The sequence below is a fragment of the Zoogloea ramigera genome (assembly GCF_006539865.1).
Taxonomy (GTDB): domain Bacteria; phylum Pseudomonadota; class Gammaproteobacteria; order Burkholderiales; family Rhodocyclaceae; genus Zoogloea; species Zoogloea ramigera.
The window spans coordinates 1-21460 of record NZ_BJNV01000037.1; the positions used below are offsets into that span (position 1 = coordinate 1).

The window sequence follows — 21460 nt, forward strand, 5'->3', positions numbered from 1 at the left end:
GGCGCTGCGCACCAGCACCGCCCCCCGAGGGGGCAGGCCGGAAAGCTTGGGGCGGCCCGGCGCTTTCCGGCTGGCGGCTGGCCGCCGGCCCGCCGGCGTGGCAGACTGCCCGGCGCTCCGGGCCAGCCCGGCCCCGGGGCGGTCATTCCGGAGGCCCCGATGGAAAAACACCCCTGGTGGCGGGGGCGACGTGGCGAATGGTACGTCGCGCTGCAGCTGTGCCTGTTTGCGCTGGTGGTCTTCGGGCCAACTGGCGGTTCGGCGTGGCCGGCGCCCCTGGCGGCGCTTGCCGGGCCGGCGGGTATGGCGTTGATCGTCGTCGGCGGGCTGATCTCGGCCGCCGCGGCGCTGCATCTGGGGCCCCACCTCACACCCCTGCCCCACCCCAAGGACAGCTGCGAACTGATCGACAGCGGCCTCTATGCCTGGGTGCGCCACCCGATCTACTGCGGCATCATCCTCGCCGCCTTCGGCTGGGCGCTATACGTGCAGGGGGTGCTCAGCCTGCTGTGGGCCGCGCTGCTGGTGGTCTTCTTCGACATCAAGTCACGCCGCGAGGAGGCCTGGCTGGCCGCCCGCTTCCCGGCCTACGCCGATTACCGGCGGCGGGTGCGCAAGCTGATTCCGTTCATCTACTGAGCGCCCGGGCCGGGCGTCGCCCAGCCCGCCCGCCGCGGGGGTGGATGAAACCTGAGGCGGCCCTGTGGTTCCTTGAGGCACCACGGCGGCTTTGTCAGGCAGCGCGGCCCACGACCGCAACTCATGCCATCGCCAGCTCGACCCTGTTGCGGCCGTCCCGCTTGGCCTCGTAGAGCTTGGCGTCGGCCTTGCGGAACAGCTGTGCCAGCGCGCCCTCGGCCCGCGGCTGATACGCGCCCCCCACCGAGAGGGTGATGCGCCCCCAGGGCTCATTGGACTCGTGGGGGATCGCCAGCCCCACCACTCCGGCCCTGAGCGCCTCGGCGATGCGGGGAAAGGCCTTGACCGGGCAGCGCGGCAGGATCACCGAAAACTCCTCGCCCCCGTAGCGTGCCACGAAGGCCTCCCGCAGCCCTTCGGCGTTGGCCCCCTCGACGACCCGGCTGAGGGCGCCCGCCACCTGGCGCAGGGCATCGTCGCCGAGCAGGTGGCCGTAACGGTCGTTGTAGCGCTTGAAGTGGTCCACATCCACCATCAGCAGACCACAGGGGGCCGCCTCGCGGGACAGCACCGCCCACAGCTCGTCGAGGCGCTGGTCCATGTAACGCCGGTTGAAGAGGCCGGTGAGCCCGTCCAGATTGGCCTGCGCCGCCAGCTTGCGGTTGGCCCGCGACAGCTCGGCCCGCAGCGCGGCGATCCGCGCCATGGCCTTCATCTTGGCCTCGAACACCGCCGCCGGCACCGACTTGGCGATGAAGGCGTCTCCCCCCGCATCGATGGCGGCCACCAGGTTCTCGGGCGTGTTGGTGGCGGTAAGGAAGATGATGGGCGTCCACGCCCACTGCCGCGTGGCTTCGAAGGCGCGGATGTGCCGCACCGCCTCGAAACCGTTCATCCCCGGCATCTCGATGTCCATGAACACCAGGTCGGGGGGGATCTCACGGAAGCGGGCCAGCGCCTCGGCGCCATCGGCGGCGGGAACGACTTCGTGCCCCATCGCCTTCAGCCTGGCACTGAAGGCGACCCGCACAGAACACGAATCGTCCACGAACAACACACGCATCCCGACCTCTCCACCCGTGACCAAGCCCAGCTCTTTCTAACGCTGCGCCGCGCAAAAACTTGAGGGTTATACCCCCGATCGAGCCTGCCGGCGAACTTGTGACAAATCAAGGCCCATGCGGCGCCCTTCTGCGATCCTGCCGAACATGGAAAACCACCCCGACACCGTCCATCCCGGCCCCGCGGCGGCTCCGCCCGGCGACCTGGCGATCTGGTTCTTCATCCTGGCCGAGCTGCTGGCCTTCGGCGTGTTCTTTGCCGCCTACGCCTTCGGTCGGGCCCACAACGTGGCGCTCTTCAACGAGATGCAGCAGACCCTCGACCGCCAGGCCGGGGCCTTCAACACCGTGCTGCTGATCACCGGCAGCTGGTGCGTGGCGCGGGCCGTCGAGGCCGTCGAGCGCAGCCGCTCGGCCACCGGCGCGCGCTGGCTGGCGGCGGGCATCGCCTGCGGCGGCGGCTTTCTGGTGGTGAAGGGCTTCGAGTACGCGGCCAAGTTCGGGGCGGGCATCAACCTGTCCACCAACACCTTCTATATGTTCTACCTGTCGCTCACCTTCTTCCACTTCATGCACGTCATCCTGGGCATGGTGATCCTGGTCGCGCTGTGGTGGAAGACCCGCCAGGGCGCCTACGGGCCGGGCAACATGAACGGCATCGAGAGCGGCGCCGCCTACTGGCACATGGTTGACCTGGTGTGGATCGTGCTGTTCCCCCTCGTGTATGTGATGCACTGATGAAAACCCACGCCACCCGGCTTCCACCCGCCCTGCAGGGAGCACGATGATGAACACTCGCCAGCTCAACTTCGTGTGGGTCGTGCTGATGCTCGCGACCCTCGCCACCTACGCCATCGGCGAGGTCGGCGCGCAGCTCGGCATCGTCGGCCCGCTGGCGATGACCGCACTGCTGGTCATCAGCTTCATCAAGGGCCGGCTGGTGGCGCTGGACTTCATGGGCCTGCGCGGGGTCAAATTCTTCTGGCGCGGCCTGCTGATCGGCTGGCTGCTGCTCGTCTCGGCGCTGATCGCGCTGGCCTACTGGATCGCACTGAAATGACAACCCCCACGCTCAGTCCCTTCGCTGCCCCCCGAGGGGGCGCCCAGTCCCTTCGGGCGGCCGGGCGGGACTGGGATGAACGCCCCGATGACCACAATGACCATTGACACCCCCTTCTACGAAGCCGCCGGCAACGAGATCGAAGTCTTCGAACAGGCCTGGAAGAACCGCCTGCCGCTCCTCATCAAGGGCCCCACCGGCGTCGGAAAGACGCGCTTCGTGGCCCACATGGCGGCCCGGCTGGGGCTGCCGCTGTACACCGTGGCCTGCCACGACGATCTCACCGCCGCCGACCTGGTGGGCCGCCACCTGCTCGGCGACGGCCAGACGGTGTGGTGCGACGGCCCCCTCACCCGCGCCGTGCGCGAGGGCGGCATCTGCTACCTCGACGAGGTGGTCGAAGCCCGCCGCGACACCACCGTGGTCATCCACCCCCTCGCCGACGACCGCCGCGTGCTACCCATCGACCGCACCGGCGAGCTGCTCCACGCCCCCGACCGCTTCATGCTGGTGATGTCCTACAACCCGGGCTACCAGAACTTCCTCAAGGGCCTCAAGCCCTCCACCCGCCAGCGCTTCGTGAGCCTGCGCTTCGACTTCCCGAGCGCCGCCCGCGAAGAGTCCATCCTCCTGGGCGAGGCCGCCTGCGACCCGCTGCTCGCCAGGCAGCTCGTCTCCATCGCCCAGCGCCTGCGCAGCCTGAAGGACGTGGACCTCGAGGAGGTCGTGTCCACCCGCCTGCTGGTGTATGCGGCCAAGCTCGTCAAGGTCGGCCTCGACCCGGTCGAAGCGTGCCGCTCGGCGCTGGTCGAGAGCCTCACCGACGACGTGGAAGTTGCCGAGGCGCTCCTCGAGGTGGTCAAGGCTACATTCGGCCGCTAGGCACGGCTGCGCCAAAAGCCCTTTTCTGGCGGGCTTCCGGCGGGTATGTTGCGGGTCGGCCACCCCGAGCGGGGGCCGTTACCCCTCAACGTTGCATGCCGAAGCCAAGCCCAAGAATGAACCGACTCCTCCTCGCCGGCCTGCTGCTGTCCGCCTCCGCGGTGGCAGCGGCGGTGGACGCCCCGCCGTCCCTGACCTACTCCCGCTCCATCTCCAGCCCCATCACCATCACCCCCGCTGCCGCGCCCGGCGCCAGCCCCCTCAACCTCAAGCAGCTCCGCGCCCTTTACGCCGACATCGTGAAGCCCATCGAGCCGACCCGGCTGTGGTTCAAGAAGCCGCTCGCCGCCCGGCTCGGCGCCGAGCGGGACGCCGAGGCGCTGGTGCAGCGCATCGACAAGACCTTCGGCGAGGCGCCCGACGGCCCCGCCGCCGCCTGCCGCAGCGCGGCGATCCAGCAGCGCATGTACGTGGGCGCCATGAACAACATGGTGGCGCTGGCCGAAGGCCACGGCCAACCCGCCGCCCTCGACCTGCTGAGCGCCCTTGGCACCGCCGTGGCCTACGGCCAGGCCGCCGCCGATTGCCGCCGCTACCTGGAGAGCCAGCTCCCGGACGGCAAGACGCTGGACACGCCCACGAAAAAATGAGGCCCCACCCGGCCGGCCTCGCTTAACGCCGTGTTACAGCGCGCCGCTTGAAGCCGGCCGCCGGTGATGGGACGATCCAGCCCCGTCCCTTTTTGCCGAGAACAACAACCATGCGCCTCAAGCAGACACTCGCCGCCCTGCTCATCGTCAGCACCACCCACGTGGGTTTCGTCCAGACCGCCCAGGCCGCGATGGTCGGCACCGAAGCGGTCGCCCAGGCCAGCCAGGGCGCCGCCGCCCGCTCCGCCGACGAGGCCCGCAGCCAGCTCAACGACGCCTTCGCCCGCGCCGACGTGCAGGCCCGCCTGCAGGCCCTCGGCGTAGATAGCCGCGACGCCAGCGAGCGCGTCGCCGCCCTCACCGACGACGAAGCCACGCGCCTCGCCGGCGAGATCGACAAGGCCCCGGCCGGCGGCATCATCGAGGTGATCCTGTTCGTCTTCTTCGTGCTGCTCGTCACCGACATCCTCGGCTTCACCAAGGTCTTCCCCTTCACCCGCTCCATCCGCTAGGCCATGACGGCCCACCCCGGGCGGCGCCGGCTGCTTGCCGCGGCCGGCGCGCTGGCACTCGGCGGGCTGGCCGGCTGTGCCAGCCTCGGCGCCGCCGGCACCGCCGCCCTGCGCAGCGCACCGCCCGCCGGCCTGCCGCGGCGGGTCGAGCTGGCGGCGACACCCTTTTACCCCCAGGAAGACTTCCAGTGCGGCCCCGCCGCGCTGGCCATGGCACTCGGCGCCGCCGGGCTGGCAACGCCGCCCGAACAGCTCGCCCGCCAGATCTTCCTGCCCGGCCGGCAGGGCACGCTGCAGGTCGAGATGGTCACCGGCGCCCGCCGCAACGGCGCGCTGGCCGTCGAGATCCCCGGCAGCCTCGACGCACTGCTGCGCGAGACCGCTGCCGGCCACCCGGTGGTCGTGCTGCTCAACCTGGGGCTGTCGTGGGCGCCGTCGTGGCATTACGCGGTAGTGATCGGCTACGACCTCGACGCAGCCGCCTTCCTGCTCCGCTCCGGCCCCATCGAACGCCAGGTGCTGCCCTTCGAGACCCTCGAGCGCACCTGGGCCCGCGGCGGCAACTGGGCCTTTGTGGTGCTGCCGCCCGGCAAGCTCGCCGCCAGCGCTGGCGAGACGCAGACCACCACCGCCCTCGTCGCCTTCGAAAAGACCGCCCCGCCGCTCCGCGCCGCCACGGCCTACCGCAGCGCCCTCGAACGCTGGCCCGGCAGCCTCACCCTGGCGATGGGCCTCGGCAACAGCCTCTACAAAGCCGGCGCACTGCCCGAAGCCGAAACCGTGTTCAAGAACGCCGCCCGCCGCCACGACGCGGCCGCGGCCTGGAACAACCTCGCCAACCTCCTGCTCGAGCGTGGGCGCCTGCGCGAAGCCCGCGACGCGGCACAAAAAGCCGTCGCCCTCGGCGGCCCCACGCTGGACACGGCGCAGGACACCCTGCGACAGATCGAAGCCCGCCTGACTGCTTCTGCCAGCCCCCGCCGCAAAGCCCCCCGCGACAGGGCCGCCCGGCGCTGACGCGCCCCCTCAGCACCCGCAGGCGGGATATCGCCCGGCAAAGCGGGCCGCCAAGCCCACCAGCTGCCCGGGCCCGGCCAGCGAAGAAAGATACAAACGGTCGTCGAAACCGCAGTTGTCGTCGGGCAGGCTGAGCAGCAGGTCGGCCCGGCCGTCCCCATCCAGGTCGCCCGCCCATCGCACGCGGGGGGTCGTGTCGCCGCCGTAGTGGCCCTCGAACGCCGTCGCAAACAAGAACTGCCGCGTCGTGCCGTCGCCCAGGTGGTAGCGGAAGCCCCCCTGCTCGGGCAGGCGCACCCACGACAGGGCCAGCTGCCGCGCATCCCCCGGCACCGTCCACCTCCCGCGCCGCCGCAGCTGATCGGCGACGCGGTCAACGTCCTTGCCGGCCCCATGCCAGCGCGTCACCGGGCCGGGGCTCAGCGCCAGCCCGTGCAGCAGCGCCAGCGGGCTGCCCTTGACCCGGGGGATCTCCAGCGGCACGCGAAATTCATCCAGATGCAGCACCGTCTTGCGGCTCAGCTGCAGGCGCGTCGAGCGCAGCGCGCAGCCGGCCGGCCCGCACTCCAGCGCCAGCCAGCCGCCCCCCGCCGGCAGGCTACCCGGCGCGTAGGCACCAGCCAGGTCGGTGAGCACCAACGGCCCCCCTTCTGCCCCGGCAGCGGGGCCGGCGAGGCTCAGCAGGATCAACAGCCGCACATGCTTCATGGGTTCTCCCAACCACCGACGCGCCGACGGAGGCGCCGCCTGGAACAGTAAAACGCTGACAGGCTCAACCTTCGGGCCGGACGGCCCAAGTCCGACTTGAACGATCGCAAGTCTAAGCCCCGCATGTTCAAGTTCGACTTGAACTCGTTCAAGTCCGAGCTGCAAATGTTCAAGTCGGACTTGAACATTCAAAGGTAAAACTTGAACTCGCCGAGCCCGGACTTGAACTGTTTCAAGTCCGACTTGAACTCGTTCAAGTCAAAGTTGAACTCACTCAAGTCAAACTTGAGCGGGTTCAAGTCCGGGCATCGACAGTTCAAGTCTGCGCATCAAAAAAGCATCAGTGCGACCGCAAAAAGCACCCAGCGATAGGCTGCCCGAGACCGCCTGATGCACCGCATAGTGTTGGTTGAGCACGTCGAGGCTAGTACCATCCGGTACCGGTTATTAACCGCCCCCTGCCAACCTTCGTTGAAGGTCGGCTAGCCGTGGTCGGATGCCACTACGCGAGATCCCCGCCAAACCTGTATGTCCTACCTCTACCAAGCCCTTGCCGAGCGAGTGGCTACCTGGCGCGCAGCAAACTATTCCTGCGACCACTACCCTGCGATTCGCGAGATTCTTGAGTTCGCCACCGAGGACGGGGAGGCTGCCCAACTTCGCTACCTCCGGCGCGCCCAGTTCCGAGCCCTGGAAACCTACTGGTACCTCCGGCTGGTTCTCGAAACCCCTCGGATTCCGGAAGTCTACGCCAAGCTGTTCCCGAAGCCGAAGGATCGCCGCGAGGCGATGGGCCTGACCCATCCGGACATCGTCAGCTTCATTGCAGACGAGGGCCTGGAAAGCTGCCTGGAACGCGTCAGGAGCGACAACGCCTTCGTCCGCCAGTACGCACTGGAGAGCCTGCGCGAATCCCTGACCCTCGACTACGCCAGCTACATCCTGGCCTTGGCGATGGGGGCGGGCAAGACGATCCTGATGGGCTCCATCGTGGCCACCGAATTCGCGATGGCCATGGAGTATCCGGATGGTCCCTTCGTGCAAAACGCACTGATCTTTGCACCGGGCAAGACAATCCTCAGCGCGCTGCGCGAGCTGTCCGACGTGCCCTACGACAAGCTGCTGCCGCCGCGCATGCACAAGCCGTTCGCCGCCAGCCTGAAGCTGACCTTCACGCGCGACGGTGACAAGCAGATCCCCATCGTCTGGGGCAGCAGCTTCAACGTCATCGTCACCAACACCGAGAAGATCCGCATCCAGAAACCCAACCTGCGAAGCAACGGCAAGCAGATACCGCTCTTCGCCGGCACGAAGGTGGAAGAACAGACCGAGCTCGCCAACCTGCGCCTGCAAGCCGTCGCATCGCTGCCGCATCTGGCCGTTTTCTCGGACGAGGCCCACCACACCTACGGTCAGAAGCTGCTGGGCAAGTGGGAGAAGGACAAGGAGACCGGCGAACTCGTCTTCAAGGATGACGGCATCAAGAAGGTCCGGCGCACCATCGACTATCTGGCCGAGGAAACCAACCTCATCGTCGTCATCAACGCCACGGGCACGCCGTATTTCGAGCGCCAGCCGCTGCGCGACGTGGTGGTCTGGTACGGCCTGGGCGAAGGCATCCGCGACGGCGTGCTGAAGGAGCTGGCCAGGAACATCAAGGTGCTCGACCTGGGCGACGGTGAAGCCGACACCCTGGTGTCCAAGGTCATCGAAGACTTCGTGCGTGACTACTGGGCAGTGAGCCTGCCCAACGGCGCGCCGGCGCGCCTGGCGCTGTACTTCCCCAACATCGAGACCCGCGACGAACTTCGCGGCGCTGTCGAATCGGCCCTCGCACTGCGCGGCATCGGCACCGACACCCTCCTCGCCGTGGACGGCAAGAGCAACGAAGCCACAAGGCGCCAGTTCGAGGCCGTGGCACGTAACCCCGACGCCCCCGAACGGGTGCTGCTGCTGGTGAACATGGGCACCGAAGGCTGGAACTGCCCAAGCCTGTTCGCCACGGCGCTGGTACGCAAGCTGGCCAACAGCAACAACTTCGTGCTCCAGGCCGCCACCCGCTGCCTGCGCCAGGTGCCCGGCAACAAGCACCCGGCCCGGGTCTACCTGACCGACAGCAACCGCAAGACGCTCGAGTCTCAGCTTGCCGAGACCTATGGCACCTCGCTCAAGGACCTGAACGCCCAACAGGCCGAGCGGGTAGAGCGGGAAATCGTGCTGCATCGGCCCAACCTGCCGCCCCTGCTGATCAAGAAGCGCGTGCTGCGCTACCGGCGCAAAGCAGAGCCGGGCACGGCGGCGCCGCTTCACCTCACGGTGCCAGACGTGGCCGCGCCAGCGGGCGTGAGCATCGAGACCCTGACGCCCGTGCAAACCGCATCGGGCAAGACTGCGCTACAGAAGGTGGACGGCGGCGACGACGTATTGCCGGCGCCGCCACCCGAGCTGGACAGCTACGCCGCCGCCGCCGAGCTGGCCGCCAACTACCACCTGCCCACGGCCGAGGTGCTGGCCGCACTGCGCCGGGCCTATGGTGCGGGCGCCGACATCCCCGACTACCACCTCGATGCCCTGGGCCAACAGATCGAAGCCCAGCGCTCGGACTACGAAGAGCACTTCGAGGAGATCGACGTGGCCATCGCGCTGGTCAAGGCTGAGGGCTTCGAGCGGTCCGAGCGTGGCGGCCAGCCGGTCTACACGGCCCGCATCAGCTTTGCCAAGGAACGCGAGCCGCTGTACCTGATGGCGCGCGACACGCCGGATGCTGCGCACGCCCTGGCCAACAGCTTCCACTACGAGGGCTACAACTTCGACTCCGGCCCCGAGGCTGAATTTCTGCAATGGGCGTTGGCCCAGTTGCAGGGCGAGGCCCATCAGATCGAGGGGGTCTGGTTCACCGGCGGCATCACCGACCCCGCCAAGACCGACCTCTACGCCGAATACCTGGGCGACGACGGCCGGTGGCACCGCTATACGCCGGACTTCGTCTTGCGCCGCGCGGATGGCAAGCACCTGGTGGTGGAGATCAAGCGCGACAGCTACAGCCCCGACATCCAGGGCGACCTCGACCGCCTCGCCCGGGGCGAAGCGGCACAAACAAAGGAAGGCCAGAAAGCCGTGGCGCTGAAGGCTTGGGAAGGCCTGAACCCCGACACGCTCGCCTACCACGTGATGTTTGCCGACACCGACATCAAGGCCGAGGGCTACGCCAAAGTCCGCGACTTCATCCGCGGCACCTGATCCGCCAGCAGCAACGCAAAGAACACTGACAGACCATGACCGAAAACATCAAGAAACCCAAGGACGTGAGCATCGCCAAGGCCAAGGGCCGCCCCATGCTCACCTGGGTCGGCAAAAAGCCGCTGGCCCGCGTGAGGGCCTATCCAGCACAAGCCATCGAGCGATTCGACGCGACGGCCGGCGGGGCCGTTGCCCTGCAGGAAGCGGATTGGAGCGATTGGCCCAAGGATGTGCCGAAGGGCGGCCTGCTGTACCACGGCGACAACAAGGACGTGCTGGCCCACCTGCTCGCCAACGGCTTTCGCGGCAAGGTCAAGCTGATCTACATCGACCCGCCGTTCGACAGCGGGGCGGACTACGTGCGCAAGGTACAACTGCGCGGCGCCAAGGGCACCGTCAAGATCGACGGCGAGGACTACACGCTGGGCGAGCAGGTGCAGTACAGCGATATCTGGGCGAACGACAACTACCTGCAGTTCATGTATGAGCGGCTGTTGATGTTGAGGGAGCTCCTGAGCGACGAAGGTGCTTTGTATCTTCACTGCGACTGGAATCGCAGCCACCAACTTCGGATGGTTTTAGACGAAGTATTCAGCGCAGAATTTTGCCGAAACGAGATCATCTGGAAGCGCACTTCGGCACGCAGTGACTCAAAGTTCTATAACCACATTCACGACGTGATCCTCTTCTATTCCAAGGGGAATGCTCCGACGTTCAACGAGCAATTTACACCATATGAAAAGGCCTATCTGGACAAGTACTTCGGGATGAAAGATGCCGACGGGCGCAGATTCGCCTCGAAAGACGCAACTCAAGCGGGGCTCAGAAATGGCGCCACAGGAACGCCATGGCGAGGCTTTAACCCCGCGTCGAAGGGAAACCACTGGAAGGTGGTGCCGACCGAGTTGGATAGACTAGATCAGGAAGGCCGTATCTACTGGCCGGAGAAAGAGGGTGGTTGGCCGCGCCTCAAACAGTACCTTGATGAAACAAAGGGTCGTGCAATTCAGTCGATTTGGGATGACGTCATGCCGGTCAACAGTCAAGCAGACGAGCGCGAGGAGTACCCAACGCAAAAGCCTGTCACGCTACTCGAACGCTTGATTCGGTCCTCTACGAACCCAGGGGACATAGTTCTAGACTGCTTTATCGGGTCGGGGACTACGGCGGCAGTGGCGCAGCAGTTGAACCGCCGCTGGATCGGCTGCGACATCAACAAGGGCGCCATTCAGACCACCGCGAAGCGCCTTCAGGAGTTGATGCGAGCTCAGGCCTCCACCGCCGGCATGCCCCAGCAAGGCGACCTGATCGGCACTTCCGAGCCCACCCAGCAGCCGTGCCAGCTCGGTTTTGCCACCTATCGGGTCAACGACTACGACCTGCAGATCCAGCATAACGAGGCGGTCGAACTGGCCTGCCAATACCTCGGCGTCACCCGCACGCGCACGGACTCATTTTTTGAAGGTACCCAGGGCGGCCGCCTGGTCAAGATCGTGCCCTTCAACCATCCATTGACGCCGCTGGACCTGGAGGCGGTGCGCAACGAGCTGAAGACCCGCCCCACCGAAGAACGCGACGTGATGCTGGTCTGCCTGGGCTGGCAGCACGACGCCCGGGCCTGGGTGGACAGCTACAACCGCAACCGCCCCGTGAACAAGCTGCATGTCGTGGAGCTGCGCACCGACCGCAAGCTCGGCGGGATCATCAAGCACGAACCACTGAGCGCCCAGGTCAGCGCCCAGCGCGTGGGCGAAGGCGCCGACGCCCAGTTGGTGGTGGAGCTTCAAGACGTCGTGTCGCCCACCATCATGCAGCGCCTGAACCTGGAACAAGGGGTGTTCCGCGCCCAGATCACCGACTGGCGTGCAGTGGTGGACTGCATCCTGATCGACACGCAGTTCGACGGCCAGGTCTTCAACGTCACCCTGGCCGATGTCCCCGAGCGGAAGCAAGACCTCGTGAATGGGCGCTACGAACTGCCGGCGCCGCCTGCGGGGTCGACCGTGGCGGTCAAGATCATCGACATGCTGGGCGAGGAGTTGGTCGTCACCACGGCAATCTGAGCCATCAAAAGCAAAAAGGGGTGGCCTCGGCCGCCCCTTTTTGCTTGTGCCGCAGCCCGCGCCCGGCTTACAGCAGCGGCGCCAGCCAGCGCTCTGCTTCGGCCACCGTCATGCCGGTGCGCTGCGCCCAATCCTCGAGCTGGTCGCGGCCGATCTTGCTGACGGCAAAGTAGTGGGCGTCCGGGTGGGCGAAGTAGAAGCCGCTCACCGCCGCTGCCGGGGTCATCGCGAAGCTGTCGGTGAGGGCCATGCCGGTGCGGGCCGGGGCGTCGAGGAGCTTGAACAGCGGGCCCTTCACGGTGTGGTCGGGGCAGGCCGGGTAGCCCGGGGCCGGGCGGATGCCGCGGTAGGCTTCCTTGATCAGCTCGTCGCAGGCCAGCGTCTCGGCCGGGGCGTAGGCCCAGAACTCCTTGCGCACCTTGGCGTGCAGCCATTCGGCGGCGGCTTCGGCGAAGCGGTCGGCGAGGGCCTTGAGCATGATCGCGTGGTAGTCGTCGTGGCTGCGTTCGTAGGCGGCGAGGCGCTCCTCGATGTCGAGGCCGGCGGTGACGGCGAAGGCGCCGATGTAGTCGGCGACGCCGCTGGCCTTGCCGGCCACGAAGTCGGCCAGGCAGTAGTTGGGCTTGCCGGCCGGGCGTTCGTGCTGCTGGCGCAGGCCGTGCCAGCTCATCAGCACCTCGCTGCGGGTTTCATCCGCGTAGATCTCGATGTCGTCGCCCACCGCGTTGGCCGGGAACAAGCCGAACACCGCCTTGGCGCGCACCCACGGCCGGGTGTCCTGCTCGGCGACCATGCGGGCGAGCATCACCTCGGCGTCGGACTTGAGCTCGCGGGCGGTCTCGCCGACGATGTCGTCGTCGAGGATCTTCGGGTAGCTGCCGGCGAGGTCCCACGTTTGGAAGAAGGGGCCCCAGTCGATGTAGTCGACGAGCTCGGCGAGGTCGATGTCGAAGGACTGCACGCCCAGCTGCGCCGGCTTGGCCGGCTGGTAGGCCGGGTCGAGGTTCCACTGGAAGGCGTTGGCGCGGGCCTCGGCAAGCTTGACGAGGGTGACGCCTTTCTTGGAGGCGTGCTGGGCGCGCAGCTTCTCGTAGTCGGCGGCCACCTCGGCGGCGTAGCTGGCGCGCTGGCCTTCGGACAGCAGCTTGGTGACGACACCCACAGCGCGGGAGGCGTCCGGCACGTAGATCACCGGCTGCGCGTAGTGCGGAGCGATCTTGATCGCGGTGTGGGCGCGGCTGGAGGTGGCGCCGCCGATGAGCAGCGGCACGTCGAAACCCTGGCGCTGCATCTCGGACGCCACGTGGCTCATCTCTTCGAGCGACGGGGTGATGAGGCCGGACAGGCCGATGGCCTGGGCACCGTGCTCGCGGGCGGCATTCAGGATCTTGTCGCAGGGCACCATCACGCCAAGGTCGACGATGTCGTAGCCGTTGCAGCCGAGCACCACGCCGACGATGTTCTTGCCGATGTCGTGCACGTCGCCCTTGACGGTGGCGATAACGATCTTGCCCTTGCTGGCGGCGCCGGTGCGCAGCTTCTCTTCTTCGATAAAGGGGATCAGGTGGGCCACCGCCTGCTTCATCACGCGGGCCGACTTGACCACCTGGGGCAGGAACATCTTGCCGGCGCCAAACAGGTCGCCGACCACGTTCATGCCGGCCATCAGCGGGCCTTCGATCACCGCCAGCGGCGGCTGGCCCTCGGCGGCCAGCTTGGCGCGGACCTCCTCGGTGTCGGCCACCACGAAGTCGGTGATGCCCTTGACCAGCGCGTGGCTGAGGCGCGCCTCGACGGGCTGCTCGCGCCAGCTGAGGTCGGGCCCCGAATCCTTGGCCTTGCCCTCCTTAACGGTCTGGGCAAACTCGACCAGCGCCTCGCCGGCGCCCGGGTGGCGGTTGAGCACCACGTCCTCCACCTTGTCGCGCAGTTCGGGCGCGAGGTCGTCGTAAACGCCGAGCATGCCGGCATTGACGATGCCCATACTCATGCCGGCCTTGATGGCGTGGTAGAGGAACACCGTGTGGATCGCCTCGCGCACCGGGTCGTTGCCGCGGAAGCTGAAGCTCACGTTGGAAACGCCGCCGCTCACCTTGGCGTGGGGCAGGTTGGCCTTGATCCACTCGACCGCGTCGATGAAGTCGACGGCGTAGTTGTCGTGCTCCTCGATGCCGGTGGCGATGGCGAAGATGTTGGGGTCGAAGATGATGTCTTCGGGCGGGAAGCCGACCCCAACCAGCAGGTTATAGGCGCGCTGGCAGATCTCGGTCTTGCGGGCGTAGGTGTCGGCCTGGCCCTTCTCGTCGAAGGCCATCACGATCACCGCGGCGCCGTACTGGCGGCACAGGCGGGCCTGGCGCAGGAACTCGGCCTCGCCCTCCTTCATCGAGATCGAGTTGACCACCCCCTTGCCCTGAATGCACTTGAGGCCGGCCTCGATCACGCTCCACTTGGACGAATCCAGCATGATCGGCACGCGGGAGATGTCCGGCTCGGAGGCGATCAATTTAAGGAACTTCTCCATCGCGGCCATGGAGTCGAGCATCGCCTCGTCCATGTTGATGTCGATGATCTGGGCGCCGTTCTCGACCTGCTGGCGGGCCACCGCCAGGGCGTCGTCGAAGCGGCCCTCGAGGATCATCCGCGCAAAGGCCCGCGAGCCGGTGACGTTGGTGCGCTCGCCGACGTTGACGAACAGCGAGTCGGCGCCCACGTTGAAGGGCTCGAGGCCCGACAGGCGCAGCTTCTTCTCGACGAACGGGACGGTGCGCGGGGTGACCAGGCTCACCGCGTCGGCGATCGCCTTGATGTGGGCCGGCGAGGTGCCACAGCAGCCGCCGACGATGTTAACCAGGCCCGAGCGGGCCCATTCGACGATCTCGCCGGCCAGCTGCTCGGGCGTCTCGTCGTAGCCGGTGGGCGACAGCGGGTTGGGCAGGCCGGCGTTGGGGTGGGCCGAGATGAAGGTGTCGCAGACGCTGGAGAGCTCATCCACGTACTGGCGCAGCTCTTTGGCACCCAGCGCGCAGTTGAGGCCGAAGCTGATCGGCTGCGAGTGGCTGAGGGAGTTCCAGAAGGCCTCGGCGGTCTGGCCCGACAGGGTGCGGCCGGAGGCGTCGGTGATGGTGCCGGAGATCATCACCGGCACTCGGTTGCCACCTTCCTGGCCCAGGTCGGCGAACAGCTTCTCGACGGCGAACACCGCGGCCTTGGCGTTGAGGGTGTCGAAGATGGTCTCGATCAGCAGGATGTCGGCGCCGCCCTCGAGCAGGCCCTTGGCCGAATCGTAGTAGTCGTCCACCAGCGCGTCGAAGCTGATGTTGCGGTAGCCCGGGTCGTTCACGTCGGGGCTGATCGACAGGGTGCGCGAAGTGGGGCCGAGCACGCCGGCGCAGAAGCGCGGCTTGGCCGGGTTGGCGGCGGTGAATTCGTCGCACAGCTCGCGCACCAGGCGGGCGCCCTCGACGTTGAGCTCGTAGGCCACGTCGGCGAGGCCGTATTCGGCCTGCGACACGCGGGTGGCGTTGAAGGTGCAGGTCTCGATGATGTCGGCGCCGGCCTCGAGGTAGGCCCGGTGGATGCCGCCCACCACGTCGGGGCGGGTCAACACCAGCAGGTCGTTGTTGCCCTTCAGGTCTTTCGCGTGCTCGGCGAAGCGCGTGCCCCGGTAGTCGGCTTCGCCCAGCTTGTGCTGCTGGATCATCGTGCCCATCGCCCCGTCGAGGATCAGGATGCGGTGGGTGAGAAGGGACTGGAGTTCGGGCGTGCGGTCGGGTTGCATGACGGTTCCTTGAAAAGACGGCCGGGGCGCGCAATAGAAAAACGGCGCGACAAACCGGAAGGTTTGCGAGCGCCGTTGATCGGTTGCCGAGCCTGGCCTGCACGTCATCCGGGGGATGAGCAGGTCGCAACGCTCCTCGGCAAGGTGCGGATTTTACGGGGTTTTCAGGTGGTCTGCCAAGCCAGTGCCACGCACGGCCGCCTCAGCCGCCCAGCAGCGCCCGCGCGTCCTCGCGCCACCAGTGGAGCGCCGTGTAGTAGCCCTCCCACACGCAGCCGTTGCAGCCGCGGCCGCAGCAGGTGGTGGGCGGCGGTGGCGGGTTGCGATGGGCATGGCCGGCCGCATCCAGCAGGGCACGGATCTCGGCGATCTGCGCCTCGGCCTCGGCCAGGCTGGCGGGGCGTTGATCGAAGGGGACGGTGGCGGTCATGGCGGGCTCCGGAGGGGTCGCGACGATAGCACCCCCGGGCGCCTCCGGCCAAGCCGCCCCACATCAGGAGACGATTGCCTGCGTCATTCGCCCGATAGGCGATTAGAATATGCCGAGATTCCTCGAGCCCCCATCATGCACGACACCCACGCCATCCTGTGCTTCGGCAAGACCCTACCCGGTTTCGACCCTCTGACGGTCCGGCGGGCCATACAGCATTCGTTCAAGTGCTCCGAGGCCGAGATGAACGAGATGTTCTCCGGCACCGAGGTCAGGTTGCGCGAGGCCCTCAGCGCCGACGAGGCGGAGCTCTGGCGGCAGCAGCTCAACAGCCTGGGCCTGAAGGTGATGATCGACCCGCCCCCGCTCACCCGCTCGCCGGCCCCGGCCGGGCCCGACGCCGATGGCCTGGCGCCTCACCCCGGCGCCCGTCGCGCAGCCCGTGCGGAGGCCGGCAGCCCCCCGGTTTTCGGCCTCGACTTCCAGGGGCGGCTCGGGCGAGATGCCTACCTGAAGGCCGCTTGCTGCATCTTCATCATGGCCAGCATCCTCGTGCCGGCCAGCCTGACGCTCAGCGCCGAGCGCTGGGGCGGGCCGACGATGGCGCTGGCGCTGGGGCTGACCCTGCTGCTCACGGGCTTCTGCATGCTGCGGTCCACCTGGATGCGCTGCCATGACGTCGGGCTGAGCGGAAAATGGGCGCTCCTGCCGCCGCTGGCCTGCGTCCCCATCGCGGCCTTGCCCTTCGGCGGGCTCGACCCGCTCGCTGCAAGCCTCTCCCCCGCCAACCAGGCCTGGTCCGGCCTGGGCCTCTGCATCGCCCTCATCCTCATCCTGCTCACCTGGCCCGGCCAGACGGCAGACAACCACTGGGGGCCGCCGACTGACCGGGTGAATGCCATCCCCGCGCTGCTCGGTGCGCTCTGCGTCGCCGGGGCCTACGCGGCGCTGATCGTCTTCGGCCTGAAGCTGCTGCCGCGCTGAAGGCTCCGGGCCCTCCTGCCAGAGGGCTCTACCGCGCCACCTGCCCAGGCTGGGCCGAACGGTATAAAGTCACTCCGAAGACGGGAGCAAGCGCCTGCAGGCAGCCTGCCTGCACCACCCGGCTGCGGCACCCGGCAGACGCACGCCCCGCCCAGAGGCGTCGCCCCGTGCAATTCCATCCACATGAAATCACGCCTCGACACGGGCGCCCCATGCCTCTAAACTGTTTATAAATACAGTCATCTGTGCAGCCGGCCATGCTCAGCATCTACCAGCTCAAACCCCGCTTCCAGGCCCTGCTGCGGCCCCTGGTCGGCCGTCTCGCTGCCGCCGGAGTCACCGCCAACGGCGTCACCCTCGCCGCCATGGCGGTGTCGATCGCCCTCGGGGCCGGGCTGTTCCTGTGGCCCGAGCCCCTGGCCTTCCTGCTGCTGCCCCTGTGGATGTTCCTGCGGATGGCCTTCAACGCCGTCGACGGCATGCTGGCGCGGGAGTTCGGCCAGCAGTCGGCCCTCGGCGCCTACCTCAACGAGCTCTCCGACGTCGTCTCCGACGCTGCCCTCTACCTCCCCTTCGTGGCGATCGCGCCCTTCGGCTGGGGCAGCGTCGGGGCGGTGATCTTCCTCTCCGCGGTCTCCGAGATGGCCGGCGCCCTCGGGCCGATGGTCGGCAGCCCGCGCCAGTACGACGGCCCGATGGGCAAGAGCGACCGGGCCTTCGTGTTCGGCGCGCTGGGGCTTTGGCTGGGGCTCGCCGGCAGCCTGCCGGGCTGGGCCCTTTGGCTGATGCCCGCGGTGGCCGTGGCCATCGCCATCAATGTGTTCAAGCGAGTCCGCAACGGCACCCGCCAGGCCCGCCCCCGTTAGCCAGGAGCCCCCGATGCCCGCGCCCCACACCATGGCCGAAAACCACTTCCAGACCCACGACGGGGTCTCGCTGTTCTACCGCCACCGGCCGGCCCAGGGCCGCCGGCGCGGCGCCGTCGTCATGTTCCACCGGGGCCACGAACACTCGGGCCGCCTGGCCCACCTGATCGACGAGCTCGACCTGCCCGACTTCGACTTCTTCGCCTGGGACGCCCGCGGTCACGGCCTCTCCCCCGGCGAGCGCGGGCACTCCCCCAGCTTCGGCACCTCGGTGCGCGACGTGCAGACCTTCATCGAGCACATCCGGGCCCAATACGGGGTCGACCCGGCCGACATCGCGGTGCTGGCCCAGAGCGTCGGCGCTGTGCTGGTGGCCACCTGGGCCCACGACTACGCGCCCCGGGTGCGCTGCCTGGTGCTCGCCTCGCCGGCCTTCAAGGTCAAGCTCTACGTCCCCTTCGCCCGCCCGGGCCTGGCCCTCCTGCAGAAGCTGCGCGGCAACTTCTTCGTGAACAGCTACGTCAAGGCCAAGTTTTTGACCCACGACCCGGCCCGCCAGGCCTCCTACGACACCGACCCGCTGATCGCCCGGGCCATCTCGGTCAATATCCTGCTCGGCCTCTACGAAGCCGCCGAGCGGGTCGTCGCCGACGCCCAGGCCATCACTCTGCCCACCCAGCTGCTCATCTCCGGCGCCGACTGGGTGGTGCACCACGGCCCGCAGCACGCCTTCTTCAAGGGCCTGGGCTCGCCGGTCAAAGAAAAGCACGTGCTGCCCGGCTTCTACCACGACACCCTGGGCGAAAAAGACCGCGCCCTGGCCGTCGGCAAGGCCCGGCGCTTCATCCTGCGCCAGTTCGACAACCCACCCGAGCCCCCCGACCTGCGCGACGCCGACCGCTTCGGCCCGACCCGCGACGAGTCCGACGCCCTCGCCCGCCCGCTGCCGCGGCTCAGCCCGGGGGCGCTGTACTGGTCGGCCTACCGGGCCAACATGAAGCTCGGCGGCCTGCTCTCCGAGGGTGTGCGCCTGGGCCATCAAACCGGCTTCGACTCCGGCAGCACCCTCGACTACGTCTATCGCAACACCCCCGCCGGCCGCGGCCCCATCGGGCGAGCCATCGACCGGCACTACCTCGACGCCATCGGCTGGCGTGGCATCCGCCAGCGCAAGCTGCACCTCGAGGAACTCCTGCGCCTGGCCCTGGCCCGCCTGCAGGCCACCGGGCGCCCGCGCCGCATCCTCGACATCGCCGCCGGCCACGGGCGCTACGTGCTCGAGGCCCTCGAAGGCGCGCCCTGCCAGCCCGACGCCATCCTGCTGCGCGACTTCAGCGACATCAACGTGCGCGACGGGCGTGCCCTCATCGACCGCAAGGGGCTGGGCGGCATCGCCCACTTCGAGAAGGGCGACGCCTTCGACCCGGCCTCGATAGCATCGGTAACGCCCCAGCCGACCATCGGCATCGTCTCCGGCCTGTATGAGCTCTTCCCCGACAACGGCATGGTCGTCCGCTCCCTGGCTGGCCTCGCCGAGGCCATCGAGCCCGGCGGCTACCTCATCTATACCTGCCAGCCCTGGCACCCCCAGCTCGAACTCATCGCCCGCGCCCTCACCAGCCACCGGGGCGGCCAGGCCTGGGTGATGCGCCGACGCAGCCAGGCCGAAATGGACCAACTGGTCGACCACGCCGGCTTCGAGAAACTCACCCAGCGCATCGACGAATGGGGCATCTTCACCGTCGCCCTCGCCCGCCGGCGCGCGCCATGAACACGCCCGCCAGCGCCCCGGCCGCGGCGATCCCCTGGCAGAGGGGCGTCGCCTGGCTGCTCTTCCTGGGGCCCTTCTTCTTCATCAGCTACGGCTTCGCCAACAACATGGCCGGCCGCTGGCAGGTGAGCGAGGCGCACGTCTACGACTGGGAGCGGCATATCCCGTTCATTCCCTGGACCATCGTGCCTTATTGGTCCATCGATCTGCTCTACGGCCTGTCCTTCCTGCTCTGCCGCAGCGTGCAGCAGGTCGACCGCCACGCCCTGCGCCTCCTCACCGCCCAGCTGCTGTCGGTGGCCTGCTTTCTGGCCTTCCCGCTCACCTTCAGCTTCGCCCGCCCGGCCACCGACGGGCTGTTCGGAGGCCTGTTCGACGCCCTCGCCGGCTTCGACCAGCCCTACAACCAGGCGCCCTCGCTGCACATCAGCCTGCTCGTCATCATCTGGGTGCGTTTTGCTGGCGCCAGCCGGGGCCCGGCGCGCCTCGCCGTCGACCTCTGGGCAGCACTCATCGCCGCCTCGGTGCTCACCACCTACCAGCATCATTTCATCGACCTCCCCACCGGCGCCCTGGTCGGCCTGCTGTGCCTGTGGCTGTGGCCCGACGAAGGCCCGGCGCCCCTCGCCAGCGCCCGGCTCACGCCATCGCCTCAGCGCCGGTGCCTGGCCCTGCTATACGGCCTCGCCAGCCTCGGCTGCATCGCCCTCGCCCTCCGTCTCGGCGGCGCCGGCCTGTGGCTGGGCTGGCCCGGGCTGGCCACGGCGCTGGTGGCGCTCAACTACGCCTTCATCGGCCCCGCAGGCTTCCAGAAACACGCCGGCCGCCACAGCCTCGCCAGCGCTGCCCTGCTGCTCCCCTACACCCTGGCTGCGCGGCTCAACGCCTGGCTGTGGACACGCCGCCATCCCCAGCCCGACGAGATTACCGACGGTGTCTGGCTCGGCCGCCTGCCCGACGCAGCCACCCTGCGGGCCGGCGGCTTTCACGGCTTGGTCGACCTCACCGCCGAACTGCCCGCGCCCACGGGCACCTGGGCCCATGCCGGCCTGCCCTGGCTCGATCTCATTGCACCAACCGCGAGCCAGCTCGACGCCGCCGCCCGCCACATCGCCCGCCTGCAGCCCGGCGGCCCCGTGCTGGTCGCCTGCGCGCTGGGCTACTCGCGCAGCGCCAGCGCGGTGGCCGCGTGGCTGATCCTTACCCGGCGTGCGGCCTCGGTGGACGAGGCCGCTGCCATCCTGCAGCGGGCGCGGCCCCGGGTCGTGCTCGGCCCGGCCCACCGCAAGGCCCTCGCCAGCCTCAGCCCGGCAGTGGAGATCAGCGGTGGCGCCTGACCCCCACCGCGCGGCGGCCACCGCCGCCCTCGTCGCCGCCAGCCTCGGCCACGGGCGCAGCCTCGACCGGCTGAGCCAGGGGCTGCTCCTCCTCGCCCTCGCGGCGTTGCTGCTGCCAGAGCTCGGCGCCACCGCCTGCGGGCTGCTGCTGGCCAGCCTCATCCCCGCCGGCGTCCAGGCCTACCACGCCTTCCGCTGCGGGCTGGATTCACACATCTTCGCCCACTGGGCCCGGCACTGGCCCGTCGGCAGCCTGCCCGATGCCGACCTCGACGCCTTCGATCAGGCCCTGGCACACTGCTTCGGAATGCGCCCGGACACGCCGGATGCGGCCACTCCACGCACCCTCGACGACCGGGCCCGGGGCGCCCTGCGCCTCCTGCGCCGGCAGGCCCTGGCGCTCGCCTGCCAGGGCCTCCTGGTGCTGGCCGCCCTCGTCACCCGAATCGTCTAGGAACC

At 68.4% G+C, this 21460-nt stretch carries 18 protein-coding genes and 1 riboswitch; of the genes, 14 read left to right on the forward strand and 4 right to left on the reverse strand.

Features of this window, described 5'->3' with window-relative positions:
- Positions 1 to 159: 159 nt before the first annotated feature.
- Positions 160 to 639: a methyltransferase family protein gene (locus ZRA01_RS11255; protein ID WP_141352200.1), complete on the forward strand. Its 480-nt coding sequence runs from the start codon at positions 160 to 162 to the stop codon at positions 637 to 639.
- 121 nt (positions 640 to 760) lie between these two features.
- Here the strand turns inward: ZRA01_RS11255 and ZRA01_RS11260 are convergent, their stop codons facing one another.
- Entirely contained in the window at positions 761 to 1702 is a 942-nt protein-coding gene (locus ZRA01_RS11260) for a GGDEF domain-containing response regulator (RefSeq protein WP_141352201.1), read from the reverse strand.
- Between the two features lie 115 nt (positions 1703 to 1817).
- Between ZRA01_RS11260 and ZRA01_RS11265 the strand changes: the two genes are divergently transcribed.
- The 6 genes from ZRA01_RS11265 to ZRA01_RS11290 all read left to right on the forward strand — a co-directional run bounded on the left by ZRA01_RS11265 (position 1818) and on the right by ZRA01_RS11290 (position 5821).
- Positions 1818 to 2438: a cytochrome c oxidase subunit 3 family protein gene (locus tag ZRA01_RS11265; RefSeq protein ID WP_371859299.1), complete on the forward strand. Its 621-nt coding sequence runs from the start codon at positions 1818 to 1820 to the stop codon at positions 2436 to 2438.
- Between the two features lie 49 nt (positions 2439 to 2487).
- On the forward strand, positions 2488 to 2760 hold the full coding sequence (locus ZRA01_RS11270; RefSeq protein ID WP_246093645.1) for a cytochrome C oxidase subunit IV family protein: 273 nt from the start codon (positions 2488 to 2490) through the stop codon (positions 2758 to 2760).
- A gap of 87 nt (positions 2761 to 2847) precedes the next feature.
- Complete coding sequence (locus ZRA01_RS11275; RefSeq protein WP_141352205.1) at positions 2848 to 3642, forward strand: CbbQ/NirQ/NorQ/GpvN family protein; 795 nt, start codon at positions 2848 to 2850, stop codon at positions 3640 to 3642.
- A gap of 116 nt (positions 3643 to 3758) precedes the next feature.
- Positions 3759 to 4292: a hypothetical protein gene (locus ZRA01_RS11280; RefSeq protein WP_141352207.1), complete on the forward strand. Its 534-nt coding sequence runs from the start codon at positions 3759 to 3761 to the stop codon at positions 4290 to 4292.
- Between the two features lie 110 nt (positions 4293 to 4402).
- Positions 4403 to 4804 carry a PA2779 family protein gene (locus tag ZRA01_RS11285; RefSeq protein WP_141352209.1) on the forward strand — a complete coding sequence of 134 codons (402 nt, stop codon included), beginning with the start codon at positions 4403 to 4405 and terminating at the stop codon, positions 4802 to 4804.
- A gap of 3 nt (positions 4805 to 4807) precedes the next feature.
- Positions 4808 to 5821: a PA2778 family cysteine peptidase gene (locus tag ZRA01_RS11290; RefSeq protein WP_141352211.1), complete on the forward strand. Its 1014-nt coding sequence runs from the start codon at positions 4808 to 4810 to the stop codon at positions 5819 to 5821.
- Positions 5822 to 5830: 9 nt separating this feature from the next.
- On the opposite strand, the gene ZRA01_RS11295 is transcribed toward ZRA01_RS11290, so the two are convergent.
- Positions 5831 to 6529: a hypothetical protein gene (locus ZRA01_RS11295; protein WP_141352213.1), complete on the reverse strand. Its 699-nt coding sequence runs from the start codon at positions 6527 to 6529 to the stop codon at positions 5831 to 5833.
- Between the two features lie 528 nt (positions 6530 to 7057).
- On the opposite strand from ZRA01_RS11295, the gene ZRA01_RS11300 reads away from it, so the two are divergent.
- Both ZRA01_RS11300 and ZRA01_RS11305 read left to right on the forward strand, forming a co-directional pair.
- The gene (locus ZRA01_RS11300; protein ID WP_141352215.1) at positions 7058 to 9769 is read left to right on the forward strand and encodes a DEAD/DEAH box helicase family protein; all 2712 of its coding nucleotides are present in this window, start codon (positions 7058 to 7060) and stop codon (positions 9767 to 9769) included.
- 35 nt (positions 9770 to 9804) lie between these two features.
- On the forward strand, positions 9805 to 11832 hold the full coding sequence (locus ZRA01_RS11305) for a site-specific DNA-methyltransferase (protein ID WP_218028702.1): 2028 nt from the start codon (positions 9805 to 9807) through the stop codon (positions 11830 to 11832).
- 67 nt (positions 11833 to 11899) lie between these two features.
- Here ZRA01_RS11305 and metH read toward each other — a convergent pair whose 3' ends face one another.
- Together metH and ZRA01_RS11315 are read right to left on the reverse strand one after the other, a co-directional pair.
- Positions 11900 to 15613 carry a methionine synthase gene (metH, locus tag ZRA01_RS11310; protein ID WP_141352217.1) on the reverse strand — a complete coding sequence of 1238 codons (3714 nt, stop codon included), beginning with the start codon at positions 15611 to 15613 and terminating at the stop codon, positions 11900 to 11902.
- A 60-nt stretch (positions 15614 to 15673) separates the two neighbouring features.
- Positions 15674 to 15757: riboswitch (S-adenosyl-L-homocysteine riboswitch) on the reverse strand.
- 58 nt (positions 15758 to 15815) lie between these two features.
- The gene (locus ZRA01_RS11315; protein WP_141352219.1) at positions 15816 to 16043 is read right to left on the reverse strand and encodes an oxidoreductase-like domain-containing protein; all 228 of its coding nucleotides are present in this window, start codon (positions 16041 to 16043) and stop codon (positions 15816 to 15818) included.
- Positions 16044 to 16178: 135 nt separating this feature from the next.
- On the opposite strand from ZRA01_RS11315, the gene ZRA01_RS11320 reads away from it, so the two are divergent.
- From ZRA01_RS11320 to ZRA01_RS11340, 5 genes are all read left to right on the forward strand, one after another.
- The gene (locus tag ZRA01_RS11320; protein ID WP_170182954.1) at positions 16179 to 17027 is read left to right on the forward strand and encodes a DUF805 domain-containing protein; all 849 of its coding nucleotides are present in this window, start codon (positions 16179 to 16181) and stop codon (positions 17025 to 17027) included.
- 257 nt (positions 17028 to 17284) lie between these two features.
- Positions 17285 to 17893 (forward strand): CDP-alcohol phosphatidyltransferase family protein, encoded by a 609-nt coding sequence (locus tag ZRA01_RS11325; RefSeq protein ID WP_141352223.1) that lies wholly within the window; start codon positions 17285 to 17287, stop codon positions 17891 to 17893.
- A 13-nt stretch (positions 17894 to 17906) separates the two neighbouring features.
- Positions 17907 to 19664, forward strand: a complete 1758-nt coding sequence (locus ZRA01_RS11330) for a bifunctional alpha/beta hydrolase/class I SAM-dependent methyltransferase (RefSeq protein WP_141352225.1) — start codon at positions 17907 to 17909, stop codon at positions 19662 to 19664.
- Positions 19661 to 21001 (forward strand): phosphatase PAP2/dual specificity phosphatase family protein, encoded by a 1341-nt coding sequence (locus ZRA01_RS11335; protein ID WP_141352227.1) that lies wholly within the window; start codon positions 19661 to 19663, stop codon positions 20999 to 21001. Before ZRA01_RS11330 ends, ZRA01_RS11335 begins: the two co-directional genes overlap by 4 nt.
- Positions 20991 to 21455: a hypothetical protein gene (locus ZRA01_RS11340; protein WP_141352229.1), complete on the forward strand. Its 465-nt coding sequence runs from the start codon at positions 20991 to 20993 to the stop codon at positions 21453 to 21455. The genes ZRA01_RS11335 and ZRA01_RS11340 overlap by 11 nt, the downstream gene beginning before the upstream one ends.
- The last annotated feature ends 5 nt before the right edge of the window (positions 21456 to 21460 follow it).